Origin of the sequence: Kitasatospora sp. NPDC094019 (assembly GCF_044764505.1) — a bacterium.
Taxonomy (GTDB): Bacteria; Actinomycetota; Actinomycetes; order Streptomycetales; family Streptomycetaceae; genus Kitasatospora.
This window is the reverse complement of sequence record NZ_JBIWIF010000007.1, coordinates 250,079-276,245: the sequence shown is the minus strand read 5'-3', so window position 1 is coordinate 276,245 and position 26,167 is coordinate 250,079. Positions and strand designations below refer to the sequence as shown.

Annotated in this window: 21 protein-coding genes; 14 read left to right on the top strand and 7 right to left on the bottom strand. The window is 75.9% G+C overall.

Translation table 11 applies throughout. The features are described from left to right. Nucleotides 1-19: 19 nt before the first annotated feature. Nucleotides 20-724, bottom strand: coding sequence for a DUF1990 family protein (locus ACIQ9P_RS18410; RefSeq protein WP_402356497.1), 705 nt, complete (start codon nucleotides 722-724; stop codon nucleotides 20-22). Nucleotides 725-869: 145 nt separating this feature from the next. Between ACIQ9P_RS18410 and ACIQ9P_RS18405 the strand changes: the two genes are divergently transcribed. After that, nucleotides 870-1,166 (top strand): hypothetical protein, encoded by a 297-nt coding sequence (locus tag ACIQ9P_RS18405; protein WP_402357059.1) that lies wholly within the window; start codon nucleotides 870-872, stop codon nucleotides 1,164-1,166. A gap of 51 nt (nucleotides 1,167-1,217) precedes the next feature. On the opposite strand, the gene ACIQ9P_RS18400 is transcribed toward ACIQ9P_RS18405, so the two are convergent. Both ACIQ9P_RS18400 and ACIQ9P_RS18395 read right to left on the bottom strand, forming a co-directional pair. Beyond that, entirely contained in the window at nucleotides 1,218-4,361 is a 3,144-nt protein-coding gene (locus ACIQ9P_RS18400; protein WP_402356494.1) for an AAA family ATPase, read from the bottom strand. Then, nucleotides 4,358-5,527 carry an exonuclease SbcCD subunit D gene (locus ACIQ9P_RS18395; protein WP_402356491.1) on the bottom strand — a complete coding sequence of 390 codons (1,170 nt, stop codon included), beginning with the start codon at nucleotides 5,525-5,527 and terminating at the stop codon, nucleotides 4,358-4,360. Before ACIQ9P_RS18395 ends, ACIQ9P_RS18400 begins: the two co-directional genes overlap by 4 nt. Nucleotides 5,528-6,037: 510 nt before the next feature. Here ACIQ9P_RS18395 and ACIQ9P_RS18390 point away from each other — a divergent pair. From ACIQ9P_RS18390 to ACIQ9P_RS18380, 3 genes are all read left to right on the top strand, one after another. After that, nucleotides 6,038-7,072: a hypothetical protein gene (locus tag ACIQ9P_RS18390; RefSeq protein ID WP_402356488.1), complete on the top strand. Its 1,035-nt coding sequence runs from the start codon at nucleotides 6,038-6,040 to the stop codon at nucleotides 7,070-7,072. 215 nt (nucleotides 7,073-7,287) lie between these two features. Further along, nucleotides 7,288-7,941, top strand: a complete 654-nt coding sequence (locus ACIQ9P_RS18385; protein ID WP_402356485.1) for a hypothetical protein — start codon at nucleotides 7,288-7,290, stop codon at nucleotides 7,939-7,941. A 259-nt stretch (nucleotides 7,942-8,200) separates the two neighbouring features. Next, entirely contained in the window at nucleotides 8,201-9,001 is an 801-nt protein-coding gene (locus ACIQ9P_RS18380) for an SGNH/GDSL hydrolase family protein (protein ID WP_402356482.1), read from the top strand. Between the two features lie 641 nt (nucleotides 9,002-9,642). On the opposite strand, the gene ACIQ9P_RS18375 is transcribed toward ACIQ9P_RS18380, so the two are convergent. From ACIQ9P_RS18375 to ACIQ9P_RS18365, 3 genes are all read right to left on the bottom strand, one after another. Then, nucleotides 9,643-10,137 carry a nitroreductase/quinone reductase family protein gene (locus tag ACIQ9P_RS18375; RefSeq protein WP_402356479.1) on the bottom strand — a complete coding sequence of 165 codons (495 nt, stop codon included), beginning with the start codon at nucleotides 10,135-10,137 and terminating at the stop codon, nucleotides 9,643-9,645. A gap of 385 nt (nucleotides 10,138-10,522) precedes the next feature. Beyond that, a complete protein-coding gene (locus tag ACIQ9P_RS18370; RefSeq protein WP_402356477.1) occupies nucleotides 10,523-11,725 on the bottom strand; it encodes a polysaccharide deacetylase family protein in 1,203 nt (400 codons plus the stop codon). Between the two features lie 222 nt (nucleotides 11,726-11,947). Continuing rightward, complete coding sequence (locus ACIQ9P_RS18365) at nucleotides 11,948-13,792, bottom strand: AMP-dependent synthetase/ligase (RefSeq protein ID WP_402356474.1); 1,845 nt, start codon at nucleotides 13,790-13,792, stop codon at nucleotides 11,948-11,950. Nucleotides 13,793-14,266: 474 nt separating this feature from the next. Here ACIQ9P_RS18365 and ACIQ9P_RS18360 point away from each other — a divergent pair, with 474 nt between their 5' ends. The 6 genes from ACIQ9P_RS18360 to ACIQ9P_RS18335 all read left to right on the top strand — a co-directional run bounded on the left by ACIQ9P_RS18360 (nucleotide 14,267) and on the right by ACIQ9P_RS18335 (nucleotide 20,791). Beyond that, the gene (locus ACIQ9P_RS18360; RefSeq protein ID WP_402356471.1) at nucleotides 14,267-17,326 is read left to right on the top strand and encodes a nitrate- and nitrite sensing domain-containing protein; all 3,060 of its coding nucleotides are present in this window, start codon (nucleotides 14,267-14,269) and stop codon (nucleotides 17,324-17,326) included. Continuing rightward, nucleotides 17,323-17,742 (top strand): roadblock/LC7 domain-containing protein, encoded by a 420-nt coding sequence (locus ACIQ9P_RS18355; RefSeq protein ID WP_030392000.1) that lies wholly within the window; start codon nucleotides 17,323-17,325, stop codon nucleotides 17,740-17,742. The genes ACIQ9P_RS18360 and ACIQ9P_RS18355 overlap by 4 nt, the downstream gene beginning before the upstream one ends. A 32-nt stretch (nucleotides 17,743-17,774) precedes the next feature. After that, entirely contained in the window at nucleotides 17,775-18,272 is a 498-nt protein-coding gene (locus ACIQ9P_RS18350; protein ID WP_402356468.1) for a DUF742 domain-containing protein, read from the top strand. 109 nt (nucleotides 18,273-18,381) lie between these two features. Beyond that, the gene (locus tag ACIQ9P_RS18345) at nucleotides 18,382-18,927 is read left to right on the top strand and encodes a GTP-binding protein (protein WP_402357023.1); all 546 of its coding nucleotides are present in this window, start codon (nucleotides 18,382-18,384) and stop codon (nucleotides 18,925-18,927) included. Between the two features lie 267 nt (nucleotides 18,928-19,194). Beyond that, complete coding sequence (locus tag ACIQ9P_RS18340) at nucleotides 19,195-19,323, top strand: hypothetical protein (RefSeq protein ID WP_402356465.1); 129 nt, start codon at nucleotides 19,195-19,197, stop codon at nucleotides 19,321-19,323. Nucleotides 19,324-19,864: 541 nt separating this feature from the next. Further along, nucleotides 19,865-20,791, top strand: coding sequence for a winged helix-turn-helix domain-containing protein (locus tag ACIQ9P_RS18335; protein WP_402356462.1), 927 nt, complete (start codon nucleotides 19,865-19,867; stop codon nucleotides 20,789-20,791). 132 nt (nucleotides 20,792-20,923) lie between these two features. Here ACIQ9P_RS18335 and ACIQ9P_RS18330 read toward each other — a convergent pair whose 3' ends face one another. Next, nucleotides 20,924-21,706: an IclR family transcriptional regulator gene (locus tag ACIQ9P_RS18330; RefSeq protein WP_402356459.1), complete on the bottom strand. Its 783-nt coding sequence runs from the start codon at nucleotides 21,704-21,706 to the stop codon at nucleotides 20,924-20,926. 552 nt (nucleotides 21,707-22,258) lie between these two features. On the opposite strand from ACIQ9P_RS18330, the gene ACIQ9P_RS18325 reads away from it, so the two are divergent. The 4 genes from ACIQ9P_RS18325 (at nucleotide 22,259) to ACIQ9P_RS18310 (ending at nucleotide 26,106) form a co-directional block, all read left to right on the top strand. Continuing rightward, complete coding sequence (locus ACIQ9P_RS18325; protein ID WP_402357020.1) at nucleotides 22,259-23,266, top strand: ABC transporter substrate-binding protein; 1,008 nt, start codon at nucleotides 22,259-22,261, stop codon at nucleotides 23,264-23,266. A 133-nt stretch (nucleotides 23,267-23,399) separates the two neighbouring features. Next, the gene (locus ACIQ9P_RS18320; RefSeq protein WP_402356456.1) at nucleotides 23,400-24,428 is read left to right on the top strand and encodes an NrtA/SsuA/CpmA family ABC transporter substrate-binding protein; all 1,029 of its coding nucleotides are present in this window, start codon (nucleotides 23,400-23,402) and stop codon (nucleotides 24,426-24,428) included. A 14-nt stretch (nucleotides 24,429-24,442) separates the two neighbouring features. After that, entirely contained in the window at nucleotides 24,443-25,303 is an 861-nt protein-coding gene (locus tag ACIQ9P_RS18315; RefSeq protein WP_402357017.1) for an ABC transporter permease, read from the top strand. Next, on the top strand, nucleotides 25,300-26,106 hold the full coding sequence (locus ACIQ9P_RS18310; protein WP_402356453.1) for an ABC transporter ATP-binding protein: 807 nt from the start codon (nucleotides 25,300-25,302) through the stop codon (nucleotides 26,104-26,106). Before ACIQ9P_RS18315 ends, ACIQ9P_RS18310 begins: the two co-directional genes overlap by 4 nt. Nucleotides 26,107-26,167 lie beyond the last annotated feature (61 nt).

The window sequence follows — 26,167 nt, the reverse complement described above, 5'->3', positions numbered from 1 at the left end:
CCCTCGCCGGGGCCGGGTTCTAGTCCGGCAGCGGTGTCCCGGAGCCGGGGCCGGCTGCGGCGTCGACCACCGACGCGAGGTACCGCTCGATCGCCAGGTACTGGCAGAGGACGGCGACCGGGCGGCCGAGCCGTGCGTACCAGGCCGCGAGCCGGGCGAAGGCGACGACCTCGAACCACACCTCGCCCGCCGCGTCCATCGACACCACGAACGCTTCCTCACCGCGCTCCGGGTGCCCCGGCAGGGTCCCGTAGGCGAAGCCGATCCGGTCCGGCTCGTCCACCGTCCACACCACCCGGCACGGGATCACCAGTCGGGGCCGGTGGCTGCCCGGCAGGCGGAGCCGCAGGAGGACGGTCGCGCCGGGCTCGGCGGGCGCGAACGGGAAGACGGCGAAGCCGGTGCCCAGCTGGCAGCCCCAGCCCAGGACGAAGCGGCCGGCCCGCTCCAGGACCTCCGGGCCGTGCCCGAGATGCACCCGCCGCCGCAGATGCTTGTAGCCCTCCGGCAGCCGGACGTCCGCCGTGGCGCCCACCTCCCGGTAGTTGGGTCCCGCGGCCCGGGCGGCGAGCAACCTCCGCTCCAGGGCGGACCCGGCGGACCCGGCGGATCCGGCGGCTGGGGCGGCCGTGGCGGCGCCGGTCCGGTCGGAGGGGACCGGTGGGTCCGGTGACGGGACGGAGGAGACGGTGCGGGGCACCTCGTGACCGGGCGAGTCGGACATACGGCCACCGTAGCGACAGCCCCGGGAACGCCCGCGCCCGGGACCGCCTCGCCCGGGGTCGTTCCGTCCGGCACCGCCTCGCCCGGGGCCCGTTCCGCCCGGGGTCGCCTTGCGTCCGCCCCGGTCCGGGGAGTAGAGAGGCGGCATGAGTGAAACAGCCGGGCAGCACAGCGGCGCCCACAGCGGGGACACGGCCGACCTCGGCGACCGGACGGCCGAGCGTACCGAGGACACCCGGAGCACCCCGGCGGCCGCGCCGGTCTGCGAGCTCGCCCCGAGCGACCCGGAGGCGGCCCTGCGCCCCGATCCCGATCCCGCCGGCCCGCGCGCGGACTGCGTGCTGTGCGGCGAGCCGACCGAGCTGCCCGCCGACCACCCGGGCAGCACCCTCTGCCCCGTCTGCGCCTGGCAGCAGGCCCAGCGGATCGCCTGCTCGGGCTGAGCCCACCGCGCGGATCGGTCCTCCGCCCGGATCGGGCGTGCGCTCCCCGGGTCAGGCGTCCTCCCGTCCCGCCGGCGCCAGGGTGGAGCCGTGCCGGCCCTTGCGGACCAGGAGCTGGGCCGGGATCCGGCTGCGCAGATCGGCGACGTGGCTGACGATGCCGACCGCGCGGTCCCGCTCGCGCAGACCGTCGAGGACGTCCATCACCTCCTCCAGGGTGTGCTCGTCGAGACTGCCGAACCCTTCGTCGATGAACAGGGTGTCCAGCGGCATGCCCCCGGCCTCGTCGGTGACCACGTCCGCCAGGCCGAGGGCCAGGGCGAGCGAGGCGAAGAAGCTCTCGCCGCCGGAGAGGGTCGCGGTGTCGCGCTCGGTGCCCGTCCAGGCGTCCACCACCCGCAGCGCCAGCCCCGAGCGCTTGTTGCCGCCGCCGCGGTCGTCGCTGTGGACGAGCGTGTACCGGCCGCCGGACATCCGGACCAGCCGGTCGCTCGCCGCGGCCGCCACCTGCTCCAGCCGCGCCGCCAGGACGTACGACTCCAGACGCATCCGGAGCCGGTTGTCGGTCGAGGTGCCGGCCGCGAGCGCGGCCAGCCGGCTGATCCGCGCGAACCTGGCCAGCTCCGGGGCCAGCGAGCGGGCCAGCTCGGCCAGCTGCCGCCCGATGGCGGCGAGGGCCTCGCAGCGCAGGTGGGCCGCGTCCCGGGCGGCGTGCGCCGCCCGCAGCCGGTCGGTGGCGGCGCCGAGCCCGCTCCGGGCGCCCGGCAGATCGGCCGGCGGCAGGGCGGCGGCCGCGGCCAGCTCGGGCTCGGCGAGCCGCCGCTCCACCGCGGCCAGCTCGGTCCGGTGCCGGTCGATCCGCTGCTCCAACTCGTCCCGCTCGGCCCGCGGCAGCAGGACGGCCACGGCGTCCTGGGCGCTCGCGAAGCCGGCCGCCACCGCGGCGGCGGCCAGTTCGTCGTCCGCCTGCTTGAGCTGGTGCGCCGCCTCGGTGGCGGCCCGGGCGGCGCCGGCCAGCGCGGCCACGGCCGAGGCGAGGCGGTCGAGTGCGGCCGCCCGGGCCGCCACCGACGGCGCGTCGCCGCGGGCCGCCGCCACCCGGGCGGTCCGCTTCTCCTGCTCGGCGTGCAGGGCGCGGGTCTGGGCGGCGAGTTCGACGCTCCGCTCCCGGGCCTCGGAGAGCGTCGTCCGGCGGGCGCTCTGCTCCGCGGTGAGCCGTTCGACCGCCCGGCCGACCGCACCGAGCCGCTCCGCGGCACGGACCGCCTCCCGGTGCTCGGCCGCCAGCCCGTCGAGCGCCTCGGCCAGGGCGGTGGCGGCTTCCTCACCGGCCGCGCCGGCGGCCTCCGCCCGACGCTCCCGGAGGCCGGCCAGCTCCCGCTCGGCCGCGTCGGCGGCCCGCTCGGCGGCGGCCTCGGCCCGCCGGGCCCGCTCCTCGTCCTCGGCCCGGACCGGCTCGCCGACCGGGCGGGCCGGGGCCGGGTGCTCCGCCGAGCCGCAGACCCGGCAGGGCTCGCCGGCGCTCAGCCCCGAGGCCAGTTCGGCGGCCATCCCGGCGAGCCGGCGCTCACGGAGGTCGAGGCCGTGCCGGCGCGCGTCCAGGGCCTTGCCGCGAAGGTCGACGACGCGCGGCCCGGCCCGGCCGACCTCGGCGTCCAGCGCGTCCCGGTCCCGGGCGGCGGAGAGCCGGGTGGTCAGCTCCGCGCGACGGGCGTCCAGCCGCTCGACCGCCGCGGCGGCCTCCCGGGCGGCGGACTCCTCCTGCTGCAGGGCGGCGAACCGGCCGTCGAAGTCGGCCAGCCACTCGCCCGCCTCCTCGGCGAGGTCCTCGGCGCGCCGCAGGTCCGCGGTCAGCGCCGTCCGGGCGCGGGCCAGCTCGACGCACTGCCGTTCGTCCTCCCCGGCCGCCTCCAGCCGGACGATCTCCGCGCGCAGCCGCCGCTCGGCCTCGGCCAGCTCCTCGGCCTCGGCGTGGGCCAGCGTTCGGCCGCCGCCGCCCGGGCCGTCGCCGCCGTCGCCGAGGTGTTCGAGGCCCGCCCCGCCGGTCCGGCCGGTCCCGCCGGTCCCGCCGGTCGCGGTCTCGGCGAGGACCGCCCGGTGCCGGTGCTCCTCCTCGCGGGCCCGCCGGTACCCGGCCGCCGCCCGCTCCCGCAGGTGCAGCACCGACTCGACGCCGACCGCCGCCCGGGCCGCCGTCAGCCGCCCCCGGTCCGCCGCGCGGGCGGGCTCGTCCTCGGCCAGCCGGGCCGCCTCCCGCGCCGCCTGCCGGTACCGCTGCTGCCGGTCGGCCCGCTGCTCGGCGGCCTCCCGGGCCAGCTGGGCCGCCCGGTGCGCCTCCTCCGCGCCGGCCAGCGCCGCCTCGGCGACGGCCAGCCGCTCGGCCGCGCCGCCGCGCAGCACCGCCGCCCAGCCCAGCACGCCGGTGGTGAGCTCGGCGTCCGCCGTCGCGCTCGGCGCCGCCCCGTCCTCGGCCGGCATCGGGCCCTCGACCGGCTCGGCGCCCGGTCCGGCCGCCTGTTCGGCCTTGCTGGCCAGATCCCGCAGCCGGCGGCGCCCGGTCTGGACGGCGGCCTCGTGGGACCGGCGCTGCTCGGCGAGCCAGGTCTCGACGGACTGGAACCGCTCGGTGTCGAACAGCCGGCGCAGCAGCTTGCCGCGCTCCTCCGAGTCGGAGCGCAGGAAGCGCGCGAAGTCGCCCTGCGGCAGCAGCACCACCTGGCAGAACTGGTCCCGGCTCATCCCGATCAGCCGGTGGATCTCCTCGCCGGCCTCCTGGTGCGACTTGCTGACCGCCCGCCAGCCGGGCTCGCTCCCGCCGGTGCCCGCACCGTCGGCCGACCACTCGCGCAGCAGGGTCTGGGCCCGCTCGACCGTCATGCCCGAGCCGACCTTCTTCGGCCGGGGCTGTTCGGGGATCCGGACGATCTCCAGCCGGCGGCCGCCGAGGGTCAGCTCCAGTCGGACCTCGGTCAGCCGGCCGGGCTCGGCGTGGTCGCTGCGCAGCCGGTTGGCCCGGCGGGTGCCGGGCACCTCGCCGTAGAGGGCGTAGCAGACGGCGTCCAGCACGCTGCTCTTGCCCGCGCCGGTGGCGCCGCGCAGCAGGAAGAGGCCGCCGGCCGCCAGCGCGTCGAAGTCGACCGTCTCGGCGTCGGCGAAGGGGCCGAAGGCGGTCACGGTCAGCCGGTGGAGTCTCATCGGGGCAGCTCCGCCTTCCGGTCGGCGGTCTCCCGGACGCGCTCGAAGCCGTCCCGCAGCCAGCCCAGCTCGTCCTGGTCGGGGTCGGCTCCGGGGCGGACGTGCCGCAGGAAGCCCTCGGCGATCTCCAGGTCCGTCCGTCCGCCGACCCGGGCCGCGTAGGAGGGCGAGACGGTGGCGGTGCCGTCCTCCGGGTCGAACAGCAGCTGGAGGGTGTGCGGGAAGCGGCGGCGCAGCCGCTCCATCGGCTCGGTGGGGCGGCTCGGGTCGGTGAGGGTGACCTGCACCCAGGACTGCTCGTCGGCGGTGTACCGCTCGTCGGTGAGCAGTTCGTCCAGCCGGCCGCGCAGCCGGGCCAGGCGCCGGGGGGCCGGGCAGGCCACCCGCTCGGCGGTGACCGCGCCGTCGGCCGCGAGGTCGACCAGCCACATGCTCTTGCGCTGCTCGTGCTCGGAGAAGGAGTAGGCGAGCGGGGAGCCGCTGTAGCGCAGGTGCGGGGCGAGGGTCTGGCAGCCGTGCAGGTGGCCGAGCGCGGCGTACTGCACGCCGTCGAAGACCGAGGCGGGGACGGCCGCGACCCCGCCCACCGCGATGTCGCGCTCGCTGTCGCTGGGTTCGCCGCCGGTGACGAAGGCGTGCGCCAGGACGACGGCGCGGGTGCCGGCCGGGCGGGCCGCGAGGTCGGCCCGGACCCGGTCCATCGCCGCGCCGAGCACGGCGGCGTGCCCGCCGCGGGCGAGTCCGAACCGCTCCCGGACCAGGGTGGGCTCCAGGTAGGGCAGCCCGTAGACGGCGACCGGTCCGTGCGCGTCGGCCAGCAGCACCGGCTCGGCGCACCCGCCCGGGTCCGTCCGCAGGTGGATGCCGGCCCGGCCGATCAGGCCCGCGCCGACGCCGAGGCGGCGGGCCGAGTCGTGGTTTCCGCTGATGAACACCGTCGGCACGCCGAGGTCGGCCAGCCGGTGCAGCACGTCGTCGAACAGCGCCACCGCCTCCAGGCCGGGCAGCGCGCGGTCGTACACGTCGCCGGCGACCAGCACGGCGTCGACGCGCTCGTCCCGGACCACCGCCACGAGGTGGTCCAGGAAGGCGCGCTGGGCGTCGTGCAGGCTCTCCCGGTGGAACGAGCGCCCGAGATGCCAGTCGGAGGTATGCAGCAGTCGCATGGTTCCCGACCATAACGGGCGCCACCGACAACCCGGTCCGGAACGGGTGCGGCCGGTGGTTCCGGGGGGTCCGCCGGGCCCCGGAGAGGTCACCGCGGGTCGATTGTCGGTGACGGTGTGTATGTTCGCGTTCGCCGGGAGCCGAGGGGCTCGTGGGGCGGCGTGGGGCCGGCGCGGGAGTGCCGGCGACGGAGGGAGGCGACCGTGCGCGAGCGGACGCGGAGCGGGTTCCAGGGGTCGGAGCAGCGGCGGGCGGGGGAGCCGGTGCGGGAGCGGGAGCGGGAGCGGGGTCGGAGCGGAGGTCGGAGTCCGGGCGCGGGCGGCCGCAGCTCGGGGTGGCGCGCGCCCGTGGGGCGGCTGTGGGGCCCCGGGGCGGAGCGGCGCCGGCCGGGGCCGGGCGGACCGGCCGGGAGGGTTCCCGACGGGCGGCCGCCGGGAGGCGGGGCGGGCGTTCCCCGGTCGGGCGGGCCGCGTGGTTCGGGCGGTCCGGGCGGGCCCGCCGGTCCGGGGGTGCGGGACCGGCGGCTCCGCCCGCGCGGGGCGCCGCCCCCGCAGCCGGTGGCGCTCGCGCTGGCCGTCGGCGCCGCCGACTTCGCGGACCTGGCGCGGTACGGGATGTTCGGCGGGCTCACCTTCCGCGCCTATCTGCGTCGGGTGGCGGTCCAGCTGCGCGCGCTGCGGGGGCAGGGGCTGGAGGTGCACCTCCGGGTGCTCGATCCGGCGGACTACGCGGAGTACTGCGAGGCGCTCGGCTTCGCGCCGGGTGAGGCGGCCGCCCGGGTCGCCTACGCGGCCGATCCCGAGCTGGCCGGGGAGCCGTTCGTCTACGCGGGGCAGCGACTGGCGGTGCTGCTGCCGGAGCTGGCCGACGACCACCGGGCGCGGGTCCGGATCTCCGTCGCGATGGCGGCCCTGCTGACGGCGGCGGGCGAGGGGCCGCCGGGGGAGCGGCGGCTGGTGGCGGTGATGCGGCACGCCGTCGAGGTCCAGCTCGCGGTGGGCGCGGGGGCCGGTGACGGACTCCATCTGCTGACCCTGCGCTGCCACGGCGCCGAGGACGGCGAGGAGCTGGCCTCGGCGGCCGACCTCCGGGTGGAGCGGGGTCGTCCCGGGCCCGGCGGGCGGGACGCCGAGGCGTTCTGCGTCACGCTGGCGGCTGGCCTGGCCGTCGGCGGCTCCGGTGCGATGGTGCTGCACGGGGACCCGGCGGCCCCCGGCGGCCAGACGGTGCGGGGGTGGGCCCTGCGGGGCGGGAGGTTGCGGCCGATGACCGTCCGCGAGGTGCTGGACGAGCTCGCCGACGATGTCGGTCGGGGCCTGCCGTTCCCGCCGGCGGTCGTCCCGCTGCCGGGCTTCCCCCTGCCGGCTCCGCCGCCGTCGGGCGAGGGTGGGCCGCCGGGGGGCGGTCGCCCGGGGCCACCCGCGCGGCCACCCGGTGCCGGGCCCGCCGACCGGGCCTGTGACGGGCCGCCGCGGGACCGTCCGCCGGGCGGTCGGCCGCCCTGGGAGGGGCCGACCGGGGGCGGGGGTGAGCCCCTGGCCTGATCGCGGCTGACCTGGGCGTTCGGCGCCGGGTGTCCACCAAGCGGCGCTGGGGACTGTTCATCGACCGCCTGTTCGGGGAAGATTTCGGGGAAGATCAACAGCGGGAACGGCCGGTACCCCACGCCGCCGCGCCCGCCGCTCCGCCCCGAACCGCGCACCGCGAACAGTCCCCGCGCACCGTCGGTCCGGCGAGCCCGACACCGAGAGGGGGACGCATGAGCCGGATCGAGTACAGCGCGGAGATCGCCGAGCTGCTCGGCCGGGTGCGTCGGCGTCCCACCGCGGGCTGGCCGTGGCGGCCGGGCGAGCGGGTGCCCGCCGGACTTCCGGTGAAGCAGTCCTGGGGGTGGCTGTTCACGCCCGACGGCCGGGTGCTGACCCTGGTCAACCCCAAGGACGGCGTCGTCTCGCTGCCCGGGGGCTCGCTGGAGCCGGAGGACGCCGGTGACCCCGGCTCGGCGCTGGCCCGGGAGGCGGCGGAGGAGGCACAGGCGCTGATCGGCACGCCGCACTACCTCGGCTACCTCTACGACCGGGTCGGTTCGGCCAACGGTGGCCACGAGTGCGCTCGGGTCCGGATGGCCGCCGCGCTGCGGGCCGTCGGTCCGAGCGCGCCGGACCCGGCCTCGGGGCGGCACTACCGGCGGTTGCTGGTCGCGCCGGGCCTCGCCGTCGAACTGCTCGGCTGGGGTCTGCCCGGGCTGCGTCAGGCCCGGGCGGCGGTGGCGACCGCCGTCCGGAGACTGGGCGTGCCCTCGGCCGCCAACGAGACGATCGAGGAGTTGCCGGCGGCGGGGTGCGAGCTGTTCCCCGGGGCGAACCCGGGCGGCCCGACGGGTGCCGGTCCGGGGGAACCGCCGACGGCCTGAGCGGGCGGGCGGCGTACGACCGGGAGCCGGGGTCGAGGGCCGGAGCGCCTCGGCGTCGACGGTCGCACGTCCGGCTGAGTGCCGTCCCTCGATCGGGCGACCCGCCGAAACCGGCGTACAGAGGCATCTACCGTGTCAGAAGGGGCAGTTCACCGCGCCGTTGTCAGACTGTTCGTCAATTGCCTTGGCATGACAACTTCCAGAGTTAGCTACCGCCTGGTATCAAATTATGTGACGCACGTCACTCCCAGGAGGTGTCATGCTACGCCCTGCCCGTGCCATGTCCGTCGCCGTCACCGCGGCGCTCCTCTCCCTGACCACCCTCGTCACAGCCGGTTCGGCCCACGCCGCCGGGGTCAACTACGTCGCGCTCGGCGACTCCTACGCCTCGGGCCTCGGAGCCGGCAGTTACACGAGCGAGAGCGGCAGCTGCAAGCGCAGCACCAACGCGTACGCGTACCTGTGGAAGAACGCGCACGCGCCGTCCTCCTTCTCGTTCCTGGCCTGTTCCGGCGCCCGGACCGGAGACGTGCTCAACAACCAGCTCTCCACCCTGAACTCGGCCACCACGCTGGTCAGCATCAGCGTCGGCGGCAACGACGCGGGCTTCGCCAGCACGATGCAGACCTGTGTGCTGGACTCGGAGAGCGCCTGTCTCAACGCGGTCGCCACCGCGAAGAACTACGCCACCACCACGCTGCCCGGCAAGCTCGACCAGGTCTACTCGGCGATCCACGCCAAGGCCCCGAACGCCCGGGTGGTCGTGCTCGGCTATCCGCACCTCTACAAGGTCGGCGGCAGCTGCATCTTCGGCATCGGCGACACCAAGCGGGCCGCGATCAACGGCGCCGCCGACACGCTGGACGACGTCATCGCCAAGCGCGCCGCCAACGCCGGCTTCGCCTTCGGCGACGTCCGGTCGATCTTCCGGGAGCACGAGATCTGCGGCTCCAGCACCACCTGGTTGAACAGCACGACCCTGCCGGTGGAGGAGAGCTACCACCCGAAGGCGGCCGGCCACTCCGGCGGCTTCCTGCCGGTGTTCACCGCGCAGGTCTGACCCGCGCCGCGACCCGCCCCGCGGTCGCGGTCGGACCCCGGCCCCCACGCGGACCCGACGACCCCACACGGGCCCGACCTCACGCCGACGGCCCCCACCCCGACCGCGACCGCACCCGCACTCCCGCTCGGGCCCCCGTCCCCCATCCCTGAGTCGGCCCCCACCTCCGAGCCGGCCCCCACTTCGGCTCGGCCCCCGCCCCCACCTCCGAGCCGACGCCCCACTCCGGTTCGGTCCCCACTCCGCTTCGGTCCCCACTCCGCTTCGGTCCCCACCCCGAGTCGGGCCCCGAGCCCGGCCGCGCCACAGGCGGGCCCGCCGGTCCCCCCATCCAGGAGGGGCCGACGGGCCCGCCGCGTCAGTGCCCGGTCCGGGGGAACGGGGTCCCGGCCAGGGCGGGCAGCAGCTCCCGCTCCTCGTGGGCGAGATAAGCCTCCGATTCGTCCGCCGTCCGCGCCGGCGCGGCCCGGAAGCCTCCGGCTCGGCGGAACCGAGGCCGGACGGCAACGCGACCGGCTCGTCCCTGCGTCGCGCCACCGTGCGGTGCTCCTCGGTCGGCTGTTCCAGCACGCCCCGCAGCTCCGGGCGGTTGCGGGCCGGCGCGGGGAAGGCGCCCCGGTCCTCGCTGGTGTGGTGCACGGTCAGGTCCTGGCGGAGCGCCAGGCAGTGCTGGCTGGATCCGCAGTCCGAGCGCCGGAGCTCCCCGGCACCCTTGCCGTCCCCGGCACCCCCACCCCCATCCCTGTCCCCACCCCGCCACCGCCGGTGAGGTGGGTCTCGGTCTCGGTCCGCAGTTGCCGCAGTTGGGCGCGCAGCCAGTCGTGCACCTCCAGCAGTTTGTCCGCGAGGCTCGCCGCTTCGCGCGCCGGTGCCCCGGTCCCGGGACGTTCCAGAACGACCACGGGCAGCCGCCGGGCGGTGTGCCGCTGGTGGTCCCCCGACCCGGGGGCCGTTTGCACCACGGCCCCGAACAGCCGCTCGCGCCGTTCGCCCTCGGCGGGGACGGCGGTCGCATCGAGGACCTCCGTGCCGAGTTCCCTCCGCACCAGCGGGTGGGTCAGCAGATTGCGGTACCGCTGCGGATGTTCGGTCGCCCCGGCCGCCGAGGCGACGATCAGCGGCCCGTCCGCCCGCACGAATCCGGGCGGGAGGTGCTCTCCCGCCCGGACCGTTCGCCGACGGTGGTCAGCAACAACAGGTCCCCACCCTCGAAGGGGCCGCCGTCCCTTCCGCCCCGGGCGCGGAACTCCTCGACGACAGCTTGATCGAACGACAAGGAGGACATGGGCGTACGACCGGGCAGCTCTCTCCGGACTGTCGGAAGTCCGAAGGGGAGGGCTCGGCAAGCCGACCGGCCCACGTCTCTGCGGCCGGCGGCACGCTGCACGCGGCCCGTCCCGGCATCGCGCGGCTCTGCTGTCAACGCGTCGGGGAACAGCGCACCGCCGGCCCCGGGGCGGGGTCGGCGGTGCGCCGCGCGGATGGTGCCCGCAGGTGGTTCCGGCGGGTGCTGCCTGCGGGTCAGCGCAGGTAGGAGGCCAGTCCGGCGGGCTTGAGGCCGGCCACCTCGGCGGCGGCCAGGGCGCGGCGGAGGTCGTCGGCCAGGGTGTCGGTCCAGTGCATCAGGACGACATCGCCGGGCGACAGGGTCCCTTCGTGCCAGATGTTGGAGGCGCCCCAGCTGAAGTCGGCGTCGGCGGTGAGCACGGTGCGCATGCCGCAGTTGGCGGCGGCCTGGAGGGTGTCGGCGTTCCAGGCGAAGTACGGCGGGCGGAACACGGTCGGCGTGGTGCCGAAGAGCCGGGTCAGCGAGTCGCGGGCGTCGCAGATCTCGACCTGCTGCTCGGCGGGCGAGAGGGTGGTGAGGTCGGTGTGGGAGACGCTGTGGTCCTGGATCGAGGAGCCGGGTGCGGTGGTCACCCGCCGGAAGTAGTCGGGGTTGTTGGCGGCGGCCATCGGCAGCGGGAAGGCGGTGATCGGCAGCTTGTTGGCGGTGATGACCTGCTCCGCCTCCGGGGTGGTCTGCCAGCCGTCGTCGACCGTGAAGAAGACGACCTTGTCGCTGGTCGGCACCGAGGCGGCGGCGGTCGCCGGGGCGGGCGCGGGCCCGTCGACCCGGACGTCGTCGACCGCGAAGGGGCCCTGCTGGTACCAGCCGTGGACGGCGAGCCGGACCGTGGTGGCGCCGGGGGCGGCGGTGAAGCGGGTGGTCAGCTTCTGCCAGCCGCCGTTGGTGGACTCGGTCCAGGCGGGGGCGGTCGGGCGGTCGGTGCCGGCGGTGGCGCCGAGGAAGACGAACTTGCCGCGGACCCAGGCGGAGGCGGTGTAGGTGGTGCCGGGCTGGACCGAGACGGTCTGCACGCATTCGCCGGTGGACTCGTCGCCGGCCGGGGTGACGGCCAGGGCGGAGGTGCCGGAGTGCGGGGCGGCGGTGGTGAGGGCCGCCTCGGCGGGCCCGCCGGAGCAGCGCCAGCCGGGCACGCTGCCCCAGTCGGCGAGTGAGGAGGCGGGGATCTCGAACCCGGGGTTGGTCGCCAGGTTTGCGGCGGGCGCCGCAGCCGCGGGCGCGGAGGCCGAAGCCTCGGCGGCGTGCGCGGGCACGGCGGCCAGGCCGGCCACCAGCAGCACGGCCGACGCGGTCAGCGCGGGCAGCCGGGTGGGCAGCCCGGTGGACGGACGGGTGGGCAGGCGCCCGGACCCGAGCGTGGAAAGGCGCGTGGACATGCGCGAGGTGATGGACACGTGGGGACTCCAGCGTGGGGGACGCGCCCGTGGGGCGGGCGGGTGGAGAAGGACGTGGGGGTGCTCCCGGAGGGGGCGGGAGCGTTCGGCGTGCCGCACTCGGACCGGAGCAAAACAATGGACTGGACCACTGCGATCGTCAAGGGACCGGTCGTACTCGACGGACTCCCAATTCGCTTGCGTAAAACGGGACAAGACGAGACGTCAGGGGGCGTACAGTTCCTCGATGTCGGCCGCGTAGTACTCGACGATCGCCGCCCGCCGCAGCTTCAGCGAGGGCGTCATGAGCCCCTGCTCCACCCCGAACTCCCTGGGCAGCAGCCGGAAGGCGCGGATCGACTCGGCCCGGGACACGGCGGTGTTGGCCGCCGCCACCGCCCGTTGGACCTCCGCGTGCAGATCCTCGTCGGCCAGGACGGTCCACGGGTCCGACTGCCCGCGCCCGCGCCGTTTCAGCCAGTGCGCCAGCGCCGCCGGGTCGAGGGTGATCAGCGCGGCCACGTACGGCCGGTCGTCGCCCACCACCAGGCACTGCGACACCAGCGGGTGGGACTCCACCCGGACCTCCAGGGCGGCGGGCGCGAGGTTCTTGCCGCTGCTGGTGACGATGACGTCCTTCTTGCGGCCGGTGATGGTCAGGTAGCCGTCCTCGTCCAGGCTGCCGAGGTCGCCGGTGCCGAACCAGCCCTCGAAGAGCGATTCGGCGGTGCAGCGCGGATGGTTGAGGTAGCCGCCGAAGACGCCGGGGCCGCGGACCCACACCTCGCCGTCGTCGGCGATCGCCACCGTCGCGCCGGGCACCGGCCGCCCGACCGTGCCGATCTTCGACCGCCCGGGCGGGTTGCCGGTGACGGCCGCCGAGGTCTCGGTGAGCCCGTAGCCCTCGAACAGGTGGAAGCCGATCCCGGCGAAGAAGAGCCCGAGTTCGCGGTCCAGGGTCGATCCGCCGCACATCAGCGCCCGCACCCGGCCCCCGAACACGGTGCGCAGCCGCTGGTAGACCGCGCGTTCGTAGGCCAGGTGGCGCAGCCGCAGCGCGGTGCCGGGGCCGGGGCCGTGCCCGAAGGCGCGCTGTTCCCGGGCCGCCGCCCAGTCGACGGCCACCTGCCGGGCCTGTTCGAGGAGTTCGCCGCGGCCGGCCTCCTCGGCGGTGCGCCGGGTCTGCTGGAACACCTTGTCCAGGACGTAGGGGACGACGAGCAGGAAGGTCGGGCGGAGCGCGGCGAGTGCGGGCAGCAGCGCGTCCGTGGACACCTCGGAGACATGGCCGACCCGGAAGCCGCCGCGGATCGAGGCGATCTGCACCATCCGCCCGTAGACGTGTGCCAGTGGCAGGAACAGGACGGTGCACGGCTGCTGTCCGCCGGTGTCCCGCAGTGCCTCGCCCCAGCCGTCGAGCAGCGCGTCGGCGGCGGCGGCCAGCGCGCCGTGGGTGATCAGGCAGCCCTTGGGGCGCCCGGTGGTCCCGGAGGTGTAGACGACGGTCGCGACGGTGTCGGCGGTGACGCCGAGCCGCTGCCGGTGGACGAGGGAGTCGGGCACCCCGTGCCCGTCCTCGACGATCGCCGCGACGCAGTCCCGGTCCAGCTGCCAGATGCCGGTCAGGTCGGGTAACGCGTCGCAGACCGCGCCGACGGTCATCGCGTGGTCCTCGTCCTCGACCAGGCAGGCCACCGCCTGGGTCTCGGCGAGGATCCAGCGGACCTGCTCGGGCGCGGCGGTGGGGTAGACGGGGACGGAGATCGCGCCGATCGACCAGAGCGCGTAGTCGAACAGGGTCCATTCGTAGCGGGTGCGGGACATCAGCGCGACCCGGTCGCCGTAGCGCACGCCCCGGGTGAGCAGACCCTTGGCGAGGGCGAGCACCTCGTCGCGGAAGCCGGCGGCGGTGACGTCCTGCCACGCGTCCCCGGCGGCGCGCCGGGAGCGGCCGGCGCGGCGGGTGAGCTGGACCAGGGCGGGGGAGCGTTCCGCGGTGTCGTAGAGCGAGTCGGCCAGCCCGCCGGTGGCCGCCGGTCCGGCCGGGGCGGGGGTGGTGAACTCGCGCACGATCCCCCCGATCAGTCCTGCAGGTGCAGCGAAACTATCGGATCCCTCGCCGACTGCCCAGGGTTGTGACCGTGACGCGACGAGATCGGCACCGGGGTGTGCGGAAAGTGTCGTGGAGCCGTCGAGGGCCTCGTACGACTGTGCGGAAGCGGTGATCGCGGCGGCGATCCGGACACGATCCGGGCCGGTGCGGGAAGAGGGTGGGTTCGACCCTCGAACGAGTGGTCAGGGCGTAGTAGAGTCTCGCAGACCTGCGGCCGGGGTACCCGGTCGCGGCCGAGAGCCGCCCCTGGCCGGCCCTTGGTCCGTACCAACCCTGTCCGTGTCAACTCGTCCGTGTCAACTCGTCCGTGTCGACCCGCCTCCGCGTCGCACGGTCTCCACGTCCCACGCTCCCGCTCCCGGGTCTCCCCGCCGCCCCGCCACGCCTCCCCGCACCCCGTCCGCGCCTGGCACTTCCCGACCGAGGACTCCATGCGTCTGCGCAGCAGCTCGATCCGCGCGAAGATCATCGCGCTGCTCCTGGTGCCCATCGTCGCCCTCACCGCCCTCTGGGCGTACGCGACGCTCGCCACCACCGGCGACGTCTGGAGCCGGCTGGACGTCAGCAGGACCTACAAGGAGTTCGGCGCCCCGGTCGACCTGTACGCGCACGACCTCCAGAATGAGCGCCGGGCCGCCGTCCGCAGGCTCGCCGACCCGGCGTCCCGCGCCGCCCGCGACGCCTTCGAGCAGGCCCGCGCCGCCACCGACCACGACCTCGCCGTCCTGCAGCTGAAGAAGGACACCGAGGGCAGCCGGCTCGACGAGGCCCAGCGCGGCCGCTACCTGCAGATCCTCGCCGCGGCCGACCAGCTCTCCCCGCTCCGCGCCCAGATCGGCCGCGCCGCGCTGAACTGGGAGTTCGCCCTCGGCCAGTACACCGACCTGATCAAACCCGTCTTCGGCTTCCGGTCCGCCTTCGTCGCCCGGCAGAGCGGCCAGCTCCCGCGTCAGGGGACCATCCTGATCGAGCTGATGCGGGCCCGCGAGTACCTCGCCCAGGAGGACGCGGCGATGGAGGGGCTGCGCAGCGGGACCGGCCGGCCGACCTCCGAGCAGTACCAGGTCGCGCTCGACGCCCTGCACAACCAGCAGGCGCTGTTCACCGTGTACATCGCCGAACTGGACCCGGTCGACCAGGCCGACTACATCGCCCTGCGCGGCGGCGAAGCCTGGGCCGCGCTGGCCCGCGCGGAGGCGGACTTCGTCGGCGCCGGCGGTCCCGAGCGGGTGGTGCAGGCGATCAACGGCGACGCCTGGCGGGAGACCGCCGACCGCGCCCTCGGCGACCTCGCGGCGATCAACGCCCGGCTGACCGGCACCATCGACGACCGCGACCACTCCTATGCGATCGGACTGCTCTGGCGCGGCGGCATCGCCGGTGTGATCGGCCTGGTCGCGGTGGTGCTCTCGGTCCTCATCTCCTACCGGATCGGCCGGGGCCTGGTCCGCGAACTCATCGGCCTGCGCAACGCCGCCAACGAACTGGCCGGCACCCGGCTGCCCTCGGTCATGCTGCGCCTGCGCAAGGGCGAGTCGGTGGACGTCGCCGCCGAGGCTCCCGAGCTGGAGTTCGGCCAGGCCGAGATCGGCCAGGTCGGCCGCGCGATCAACGCCGTGCAGCGGGCCGCCGTCGAGGCCGCCGTCGAGCAGGCCGAACTGCGGCGCGGCGTCTCGGCCGTCTTCGTCAACCTGGCCCGCCGGAGCCAGGTCCTGCTGCACCGCCAGCTGACCCTGCTCGACACCATGGAACGGCGCACCGAGGACCCGGTGGAGCTGGAGGACCTCTTCAAGGTCGACCACCTCACCACGCGTATGCGCCGGCACGCGGAGGGTCTGATCATCCTGGCCGGCGGCTCGCCCGGCCGGGCCTGGCGCAAGCCGGTGCGGATGGTGGACGTGGTCCGGGCGGCGGTCGGCGAGGTCGAGGACTACGCCCGGGTGATCGTCCGGCCGTTCCCCGGCACCGGCCTGCTCGGCAGCGCGGTCGCGGACGTCACCCACCTGATCGCCGAACTGGTCGAGAACGCGGCGGTGTTCTCCCCGCCGAACACCCAGGTCACGGTCCAGGGCGAGGTGGTGGCGCACGGGTTCGCGCTGGAGATCGACGACCGGGGGCTCGGGCTGAGCGAGCAGGCGCTCGCCGAGATCAACGAACGTCTGGCGGTGGAGCAGGAGTTCGACCTCGCCGACACCGACCGGCTGGGCCTGTTCGTGGTCAGCCGGCTGGCCCGCCGGCACGGCATCCGGGTGCATCTGCGGCCCTCCCCGTACGGGGGGACCACGGCGGTGGTGCTGATCCCGCGCGAACTGCTGGCGGAGGCGCCGGACGGGCTGCCGGAGCCGCCCGCGGCCTCGGGTCCGGGCGCCGGAGCCGGGGCGGGGGCCGGCCCGGGGCCGGGTACCGCTCCCGGTCCGGTCGGCGGTCGGCGGGCCGCGGTCGGGCGGCGCGGACAGCGCGACCTGGTCGCGGTGCCCGCCCTGGACGAGGACGGCCCCGGCGACGACTCCCCGCACGCGCGGGGCGCGGGCGGCGGCAACGGCACGAACTCCGCGGGCGGTGCGCTGAAGGGTGTGAACGGAACGGGCGGCCGGCACCGGATCGCCGGCGGGCCTCGCCCCTCGGCGCCCGAACCGGCCCGCACGCCCGGCGGTCTGCCGCGCCGTTCGCGCGGCAACGGCGGGCCCGTGCTGGTCGCGGCCGCCGCCGGCGACGCGACCGGGCCCGGTACCGGCCGGCACCGGCGCGCGGAGGAACTGGCGGCCACGGCGGAGGGCGCCGGGGCCACCGGGCCGAACCCGAGCCCGAGCCCGGACGAGGCCGACCTCCCGGGCGCGGCCGCGGAGACGGATCCGGGCACCGCGAGGACGGGTGCGCCGGGCGGGCTGCCCCGGCGGGTACGGCAGGCGAACCTGGCGCCGCAGCTGCGCGAGCGCGCGGCGGAGGCCGCCGCCGGACGGGCCGACGGCCCGGGCGGCTCCGACGCACCGGGGGTCGACGGCGAACCGGTGCGCGAGCGCTCGCCGGAGGAGGCGCGGGCCACCTTCGCCTCGTTCCAGCGCGGCTTCACCCGGGGCCGGGGCAGCACCTCCGCCCGGCCGGCGGCCGCGTCGACGACCGCCCCGAGCGCCACCCGGACCGCCGCCCCGACGGCCTCCCGGACGCCGAATCCGCCGACGCCCGCGCCGGGGCCGGTGGTACGCCGAGCCCTGGCCCCGGCCCCCGCTCCGGCGGCGCTGACCGGCCCCTCCGGGGGCGAACCCGCGCCGCTGGTCCGACGGGCGCCGGTGCCGCCGCCGACCAGGTTCGTCCGGCCCCCGCGCCTCCCGGTGGAACCGGACGCACCCGCCGGTCCGTTGTCCGACGGGCCGCCCGAAGGCACCGCACCATCCGTACGACCCGCCCGTCCGGCGGGACCCGTACGACCCGCTCCGTCCGCACGAACCGCACCATCGGCACGACCCGCTCCAGCAGAAGGAACTGACTCATGACCACTTCGACGCAGTCGTCCGGAGACCTCAACTGGCTCCTGGACGACCTGGTGGGCCGAGTGGCCGCCCTGCGCCACGCGGTGATCCTCTCCGGTGACGGCCTGGCCACCGGCGCCTCCCGCGACCTCGCCAGAGAGGACGCCGAACACCTGGCCGCCGTCGCGGCGGGCTTCCACAGCCTGGCGAAGGGCGCCGGCGGGCACTTCAAGGTCGGCGGCGTGCGCCAGACCATGGTCGAGCTGGACGAAGCCTTCCTGTTCATCACCGCGGCCGGCGACGGCAGCTGCCTGGCGGTACTGAGCGAGGCCGAGGCCGACATCGGCCAGATCGCCTACGAGATGGCCCTGCTGGTCAAGCGGGTCGGCGAGCACCTGGCCGCCGAACCGCGCGCCGACGTGGCCCCGCCCGGGAGATGAGCGGTCCGATGGCGGACGAGGAACCGAGGCCGGTGACAGCCGATCCGGAGCCGGCCGGCGCGGTCGGCGGGGAAACCACCGACCGGGGTCCGGACGGTCCGGACGGAGACGGGCCCGGGCTCGACCTGTTCCGGGCGCGGACCCCGGTCGACGACCGCTGGTTCGACGACGAGGCCGGACCGGTGGTGCGCCTCTACTCGATGACCCGGGGCCGGGCCCGGCCGGTCGAGGACGGTCTCTTCGACCTGATCTCGCTGATCGTCGCCAAGGACCCGGCGCCGGTCGCGGCGGCCGTCCCCGCCCACGTGCTGGACCCCGAGCACCAGACCATCCTGGCCTGGTGCCGCCGGGAGCCGATCTCGGTGGCCGAGCTCGGCTCCTTCACCGACCTGCCGGTCAGCGTCGTACGCGTCCTGCTCGGCGATCTCTACGACGCCGAGCTGATCAGCGTCACCCGACCCGTTCCGCTCGCCGAGCTGCCGGACGAGCGCCTGCTGCGAGACGTGATCAATGGACTCCGTGCGCTCTGACCTCCAGGCCCCCGCCGCCGCCCCCGCCGCCCCCGCCCCGGGCCCCGCGCACGACGGGGACGCCGAGCGGGCCAACGACCCGCGCTGGCGGGGCGGCCCGGCGGTCGCGGTGAAGATCCTGGTCGCCGGTGGCTTCGGCGCGGGCAAGACCACCCTGGTCGGCTCGGTCAGCGAGATCCGGCCGCTGCGCACCGAGGAGGAACTCAGCGAGCTGGGCCGCCCGGTGGACGACACCGCGGGCGTCGAGGCCAAGCGCACCACCACGGTGGCGATGGACTTCGGCCGGATCGACCTGCGGCCCGGGCTGGCGCTCTACCTGTTCGGCACGCCCGGTCAGGACCGGTTCTGGTTCGTCTGGGACGAGCTGGCCCGCGGCGCGCTCGGCGCGGTGGTGCTGGCCGACACCCGGCGGCTGGCGGACTGCTTCCCCTCGGTGGACTTCTTCGAGCAGCGGCGGATCCCGTTCCTGGTCGCGGTGAACTGCTTCGAGGGCAGTGAGCTGTTCTCGCCGGAGGAGGTCCGGGACGCGCTCGACCTGGACCCGGACATCCCGGTGGTGCTGTGCGACGCCCGCCGCCGCGAGGACGGCAAGGAACTGCTGGTGGCCCTGGTCGAGCACGCGGCGTCGCGCCGGGGGACGGCCACCGGGGCCTGAGCGGCCCGGTCCTCCCGCCCGGGCCGTCCGACCCGGGCCTCCCGCCCGCCGCGACAATCGACGTCTCATCAGGGTGTTCACATGCCGGACGATCCCGGCCGGGCAGGTTGCCTTGACCGGCCCGGCGTGGAAGGCTCTGGTGTCGAAGGCCGCCCGGCCCACCGCCGGGGTGCCTCGAACGTGCCGCGCACCCGGTGTGCGTCCGGCACCCGCGCCGCAGCGCGGTACGGGGGACGTACCGGCAGACCGAGGGGGGAGGACCGAAGCATGGACGCCGAGCAGCGATGCGCCGCGACCCGGTCCGACCGAGCCGATCTCGCCATGCCGGCCACCCCGGCGCTGACCGTCCGGCGGTACATCGACCACGCGCTGATCTGCAGCGCCTGTTGTCGCTGACCCGGCCCCACGTCGCCAGCCACCTCACCGTCACCGCCGTTCGCCGCCCGGGAAGTCTCCCGGCCGGTGCGCCCGTCCCGGAGTCACCGGCCGGGCCCGGCGGAGGCTGACGGTCCATCGCACCGTCGACCCGGCAGTACCGGACAGCCGTCCGGTCGGCCGCCGTCGGCCCCGCCCGCCTCGCGGAGAGCACCAGTGAACCTCGTCGTCCCCACCCTTCCCCCGGTCACCGCCGGTACCGTCACCGTCGCCGTCCGTGCGGCGGGGGCGGTCGCGGCCGCCGGGGCGATGCGGCGCGGCACGGGGCGCACCCGGTCGGACGGCCGCGCGGACCGTGCCCCGAACGGGAGACGGGGTCGTCACCTCGACCTCGAACCGTTCTGGCCGTCCCGGCAGCCGCACCTGTTCGACCAGACGTGTCCGGGCTCGCCCAGCGCGTCCCGGCACTCCCTCCGCTGACCTCGGGTCGGTCCACGGCAGCACGCCCGGTAGACGCGCAGACGACTCCACCCCGTCCGTCACGCGCGAAATGAGCGACATCATGTCCTCCACCTCCACGGCCACTCTTCCCCTCCCCTCCGCGACCCCGCACCTGCGCGCGGTCCGTTCCGTCCCGTCGCCCGTCGATCGCCGCCACGGGGTGCCCGCACCGCAGCGCCCGGCCGCCGCCGGCCAGCCGGGCTCCCCGCCGCCGGGGTCCGCCCAGTCCGGGTTCGGGCAGCCCGGCTTCGGCCCGTCCGGGCCTGCCCGGGTCACCACCGCGCCGGTCGCCCCGGCCGTGTCCCAGGTCGTTCCGGCGCTGCCGCCGCAGGCGCTGCTCGCGGCGCTGCCGGAGGGCGCGGCGGTGGTCGCGGCACTGCCCCAGGGCTCGCTGCCGCAGGCCCTGCTGGCCCAGTACGGGGCGCAGTTCGGCGCCGCGGCGGGTCAGCCGATGGTCGGCTATCTGGTGCTGGTACCGGCAGAGGGCGGCGGCGCGGTGACGGGCGCCGGGCCGCAGGGCTTCCCGACCGCTTCGATCCCGGCTCCGCAGGCCGGTGCGGCCGTCGCCGGCGGGGCGTCGGTCCTCGGTGCGCCCGGTGCCGGAAGCATCGGCGGTCTCGGGATCGCCGGAGCCACCGACGCCGGAGCCGCCCACGCCGGAGCCGGTGCCGCCGGAGCCGGCGCGCGTCCGGTGCGGCCCGGCCGGGGGATCACGGTCGACACCGAGCGCCGGAACGCCTATGTGGACGGCCAGTTGCTCGATCTCACCTATCTGGAGTTCGAGTTGCTCGCCCATCTGACCGAGCACCCGCAGCGGGTGCACACCCGCGACCACCTGGTCTCCGCCGTCTGGGGCTACGGCCACGTCGGCGACGGCCGCACGGTGGACGTGCACGTGGCCCGACTGCGCCGGAAGCTCGGAGTCGCCTACCGGGACAGCATCGTGACGGTCCGTCGGGTCGGCTACAAGTACACGCCGGCGGCCTGAGCGCGCCGGACGATCCCTGGCCGCACCGTGCTTCGCGGCACCGCACCTCGGCAGTGCCGATCGATCGGGGCCGGGCGTTCCCTCCGAACGCCCGGTCCCTTCGCGCATTCTGACCACGCGTCGGGAACTGTCTCAGATCCGCTGGTCGGGCGGCAGCAGCAGGACCGCGAGCGCGCCCGCGCAGGCCCGGGCGTGGTCGAGGAACCAGTCCAGCCGCTCGTCGGTGAGGTGTGCGGGAGTGGAGCGGACGGCGAGGGCGAACCGGGCCTGGCCGGCGCCGTCCAGCACCGGTACGGCGACCGTCCGCACCCCGGTCTCCGACTCGCCGTCGTTGAGCGCGTGACCGGCGGTCCGGACCTTCGCCAACTCCTCCGCGAGGCGTTCCGGCGCGGTGATGGTCCGGTCGGTGAACGGCGCCAGCGGGCCGAGCGTCGCCACGCCCGCGTCGCCGGGGCGGGGCCACGCCAGCAGGACCTTGCCGAGCGCGGTCGAGTGGAGCGGCCGGCGCAGTCCCAGCCCGGTGTCCGGCCGGACGGAGGCGCCGACCAGTATCACCGCGTGGGGACCGCTGCGGATCGCGAGATCGGCGGCGGCGCCGGTGCGGCGGGACAGCAGGTCGAGTTCGGGTGCTGCCAGGTGCAGCCCCCGCCGGTGGAAGCTGAGTTGACCGAGCTCGGCGACCGCCGGGCCGAGCCGGTAGCGGGCCGTGTGTTCGTCCTGCTCCAGGAAGGCGGCGCTGACCAGGGTGCGGGCCAGCCGGTGCGCCGTGGACACGGACAGGCCCATCCGGCGGGCCAGGTCCGAGGCGCTCAGGTCGGGGCCGTTGTCGTGGAAGCAGTGCAGCAGCCCGAGGGCCCGCTGAACGGCCTGGGCACCGGCCGGCGGGCTCTGGGCGGCGGTGACGGCCTCGGCCATGGCATCTCTCGTTCTGTCCGTGGCTCCGGCCGTTTCACCGGAGTCGCTCCCAGACTATGGCAGCGCGTGCTGCGGGAATGTGTCAACGGCGTTGCAAAAGGATGCCGTTCATGAACAAGCGATCCCATGATGTGGCAAACCCTTGCTCCTGGCTCGCCCGCCGTGGAACGCTCGGCGCAGCGCACCGGACAGCCCCGTCCGGCGGCGCCCGGACCGCGGGAAGGAGCAGTGCCGTGACGACCCACCGGTGCCCCTCCTCCCGCGCGTGTTGTCGCTGACGCTCCCCGGCCCGCGCCGGTCCCCGGACGACTCCGCTCCACCCCCCCGATCTCCTCCATCACCCCTGGTGACTCGCACCGCGCCCGCCGCCCCGCCGTCGGGGGCGCACCCGCGTCCCGCCCTCGCAGCAGAGGACCAGCCATCGTGCCCAGTGCCGCCCGCAGTTCCACCGAAGGGCCCTCGCCGGCCCCCGCCACCACACCTCCCGCCGCCGCACCTTCGGTCGCCGCGTCCCCGGCCGCCGGTTCCCCGGGTGCCGCCGTCGCCCCGGGGGTGCCCGACACCCTCTGGTTCACCCGCTGCCCGGTGCCCACCGCGACCGGCATCGCGGCCGACCGGGGCTGGCTGGGCCGGGAGTTCGCCGCCGACGGCATAGCCGTCCGCTCGCTCCAGGACGCGCCCCCGGAGGTCGCCGCCGACCACCACTACACCCACGCCCTGACCGGGCTGTTCCGCGAGGGCGGCAATGTGCCGGCACTCTGGGCCCGTTCGCGCGGAGAGCGGACCAGGCTGGTCGGGCTCACCTGGATCGAGGAGCGCCAGGTGGTCCTGGTCCGGTCCGGGAGCGGGGTCACCGGGCCGGGGCAGTTGCGCGGACTGCGGCTCGGTGTCCCACACCATGGGATCGCGATCGACTTCTGGCGCGCGATGGCGCTGGCCGGTCTGCACGGAGCACTCTCGCTGGCGGATCTCACGCCGGCGGACGTCGAGCTGGTGGACGTCCCGGCCGCGCCGGGCGAGGGGCAGTGGGAGGCGGAGCTGGCGGCCCTGCGCGACGGCGTCGTGGACGCGGTCTACGTGAAGGGCGCGCTCGCCGTGGAGGCGGCCCGACGGATCGGGGCGGAGGTCGCCGTCGACCTGGACGCCGTCCCGGACCGCCGGGCGCGGGTCAACAACGGCACGCCCCGGCCGATCACCGTTCGGCAGGAACTGCTCGACGGGCACCCGGAGCTGGTGACCCGGTTCCTCGCCGTGCTGCTGGAGGCCGCCGACTGGGCCGCCGGGCAGCCGGCCGAGGTCGCACGGATCCTGGGCGCCGAGACCGGAGCGGGGGCGGAGGGGGTCGCCGGGGCGTACGCGGCGGGCGGGCACCGCACCCTGCACCTCGATCTCTCCGAGGACCGCCTGGCCCTGCTGGAGCGGCAGGAGCGGTTCCTCGACCGGCACGGATTCCTGGCCGGGCCGGTCGACGTCCGGGCCTGGGCCGATCCGGAGCCGCTCCGCGCCGCCCGCGACCTGCTCGCCGCCCGCCGCGCCGCGGGGCGGACGCACGGTGACTGACGGGTAGCGGCCGAGACTTTCCGTGCACCCCCGGGCTCCCCGTCCGCCGACCCCCGCCACCCTTCGCCCCTTACCCGCCCCTTCCCGCCGCTTCTCCCCGCCGCCCCGCGCCCCGATCTCAGGAGCCGTTCCCGTGAATCCGACCCGCCCCCTGCTCGCCGCCACCGCCCTGCTCGCCACCACCCTGCTGACCGCCTGCGGCTCCTCCGCCGACGGGGGAGCGGCGGCCGCCGGAGGGGACGGCTCCGGCCGGGCCGAGGTGCGGCTGCGACTGCCCGACCCCGGGAACAACGGCTTCCTCGCCCTGGGGAAGAAGGACGGCTCGCTCGACCGCGCCCTCGCGGCCGTCCACGCCAAGGTCGCCTGGACCGGCAGCGCCGGCCCGTTCGCCCCCGCCGCCCAGGCCCTCTCCGCCGACCAGCTCGACATCGCCCAGGGCTCGATCACCTCCGCCGTCGCCGCGCTCGCCCAGAAGCCCGGCTTCAAGCTGTTCGCCCAGACCGCCCCCGACGGCGTCGGCGAGGGGATCCTGGTGAAGAACGGCTCGCCGGTCAAGAGCGTGCAGGACCTCGTCGGCCGCAAGGTCGCCGTGAGCCAGGGCGGTACCAGCGAGTACCTGCTGCTCAAGGCGCTGGCGAAGAACGGCGTTCCGGCGGACAAGGTCGAGCGGGTCTACCTGCGCGCCGACCAGACGGCGGGCGTCTTCAACTCCGGGCAGGTGGACGCCTGGGCCACCTGGAACACCTTCTCCACCCCGTCGATCGCCAACTCCGGCGCGCACTTCCTGGTCAACGGCAAGGAGGTCGGCTCCGACAACTACGCCGTCTGGGCCGTCCGCAACGGCTTCGCCGACCAGCACCCCGAGGTGGTGAAGACCTTCTACACCTACCTGCGCGAGAACGGTCTCAAGGAGAAGGCCGATCCCGCCGCGTACCTCAATGTCTTCACCGACTCCGGACCGACCGCCGTCACCGCCGCCGAGAAGGACGTCGCGACCGAGGTGACCCGCCAGGGCGCCGCCGCCGACGCCATCGCCGAGGCCGACATCGCCCGCTTCGGAACCGTCGCCGCGTTCTTCGCGGAGCAGAAGGTCACCAAGGAGCCGGTCGACGTCAAGCCCTACCTGATCGACCTCGGGGCGCTCGGCGGTGGCGCCAAGTGAGCGCCGCCACCGATGTGCCGGTCTCCGGCGGCGCCGATCCGGGGACCGCCGCCGCCCGGGCCGCGGGGCTGGTCGAACCGCGCACCCGCCGCCGGGCCTCCCGCCCCCGCGCCCTCGCGCTGACCCTGCGCACCCTCGGCCCGCTGGCCCTCCTCGGGGGCTGGGCCCTCGCCTCCGCCACCGGCGCGCTCACCCAGGACGTACTCGCCTCGCCCGCCCAGGTCGCCGAGGCGGTCGGCGAACTCTGGGGCAACGGCCAACTCACCGACGCCCTCGGCGTCTCGCTCACCCGGGCCGGCCTCGGCCTGCTGATCGGCGCCGGTGCCGGACTGGTGCTCGGCGTCGTGACCGGCTTCTTCCGGCTCGGCGAGGAACTCCTCGACTCGGCGGTGCAGGTCCTGCGGACCGTCCCGTTCCTGGCCCTCGTCCCGCTGTTCATGGTCTGGTTCGGCATCACCGAGACGGCCAAGGTCGCGCTGATCGGCGTCGCCACCAGCTTCCCCATGTACGTGTCGACCTCCGGCGGGGTCCGCAACACCGACCCCAAGCTGATCGAGGCCATGCGCAGCTTCGGCCTCGGCCGCTGGGCGATCGTGCGCACCGTCGTCCTGCCCGGCGCGCTGCCCGCCCTCCTCTCCGGACTCCGGCTCTCGATGACGCTCAGCGTGATCGCCCTGATCGCCGCCGAGGAGATCAACTCCACCGAGGGCATCGGCTACTTGATGGCCCAGGCACAGAACTACTCCCGTACCGACATCCTCGCCGTCTGCATCCTGATCTACGGGGTCCTGGGACTCGCCGCCGACGGCACCGTCCGCCTGCTGGAGCGGGTCCTGATGCCCTGGCGCAGGGCCGCCCAGGGAGGCACCCGATGACCACCACCCCCGCTGTCGTTCCCGCCCCCGCCCCCACCTCGCTCCCGGCGTCGGCTCCGACCGAGGTCGGTGCCGAGGCCGGTGCCGAGGCCGATGTCCGGGCCGGGACCACTCCGGCCGTCCATCTGCGCGGTCTGCGCCGGGTGTTCGGCACCCGGGCCGTGCTCGACGGCGTCGATCTCTCCATCGCGCGCGGCGAGTTCGTCGCCCTGCTCGGCGCCAGCGGCACCGGCAAGACCACCCTGCTGCGCATCCTCGGCGCGCTGGACCGGGCCGACGGCGGAACGGTCCTGGTGCCGCCGGTGCGGACGGTGGTCTTCCAGGAACCGCGACTGGTCCCCTCGAAGCGGGTGCTCGCCAACGTCACGGTCGGCCTGCCGCGCGGTGCCGCCACCCGGGAGACCGGGTTGAGGGCACTGGCCGAGGTCGGCCTCGACCGGCACGCCGACGCCTGGCCGGCCACCCTCTCCGGCGGCGAGGCGCAGCGCGCCGCGCTCGCCCGGGCCCTGGTCCGGGCGCCCCAACTGCTCCTGCTCGACGAACCGTTCGCCGCCCTGGACGCGCTCACCCGGCTGCGGATGCAGGACCTCGTGGGCGATCTGGTCCGCCGTCACCGGCCGGCCGTGCTGCTGGTCACCCATGACGTGGACGAGGCGGTGCGGCTCGCCGACCGGGTCGCCGTGCTCCGGGACGGCAAGCTGGTGCGGGACGAACGGGTGGGCGTCGCCCGCCCGCGCGACCCGGCCGACCCCGACTTCGCCGACCTGCGCCGCCGCCTGCTCGCCGACCTCGGCGTCCACTGACACCGTCCGCCGTCCGCCGTCCGCCGTCCGCCGTCCGCCGCCCGCCCGCCTGCCCTGAACC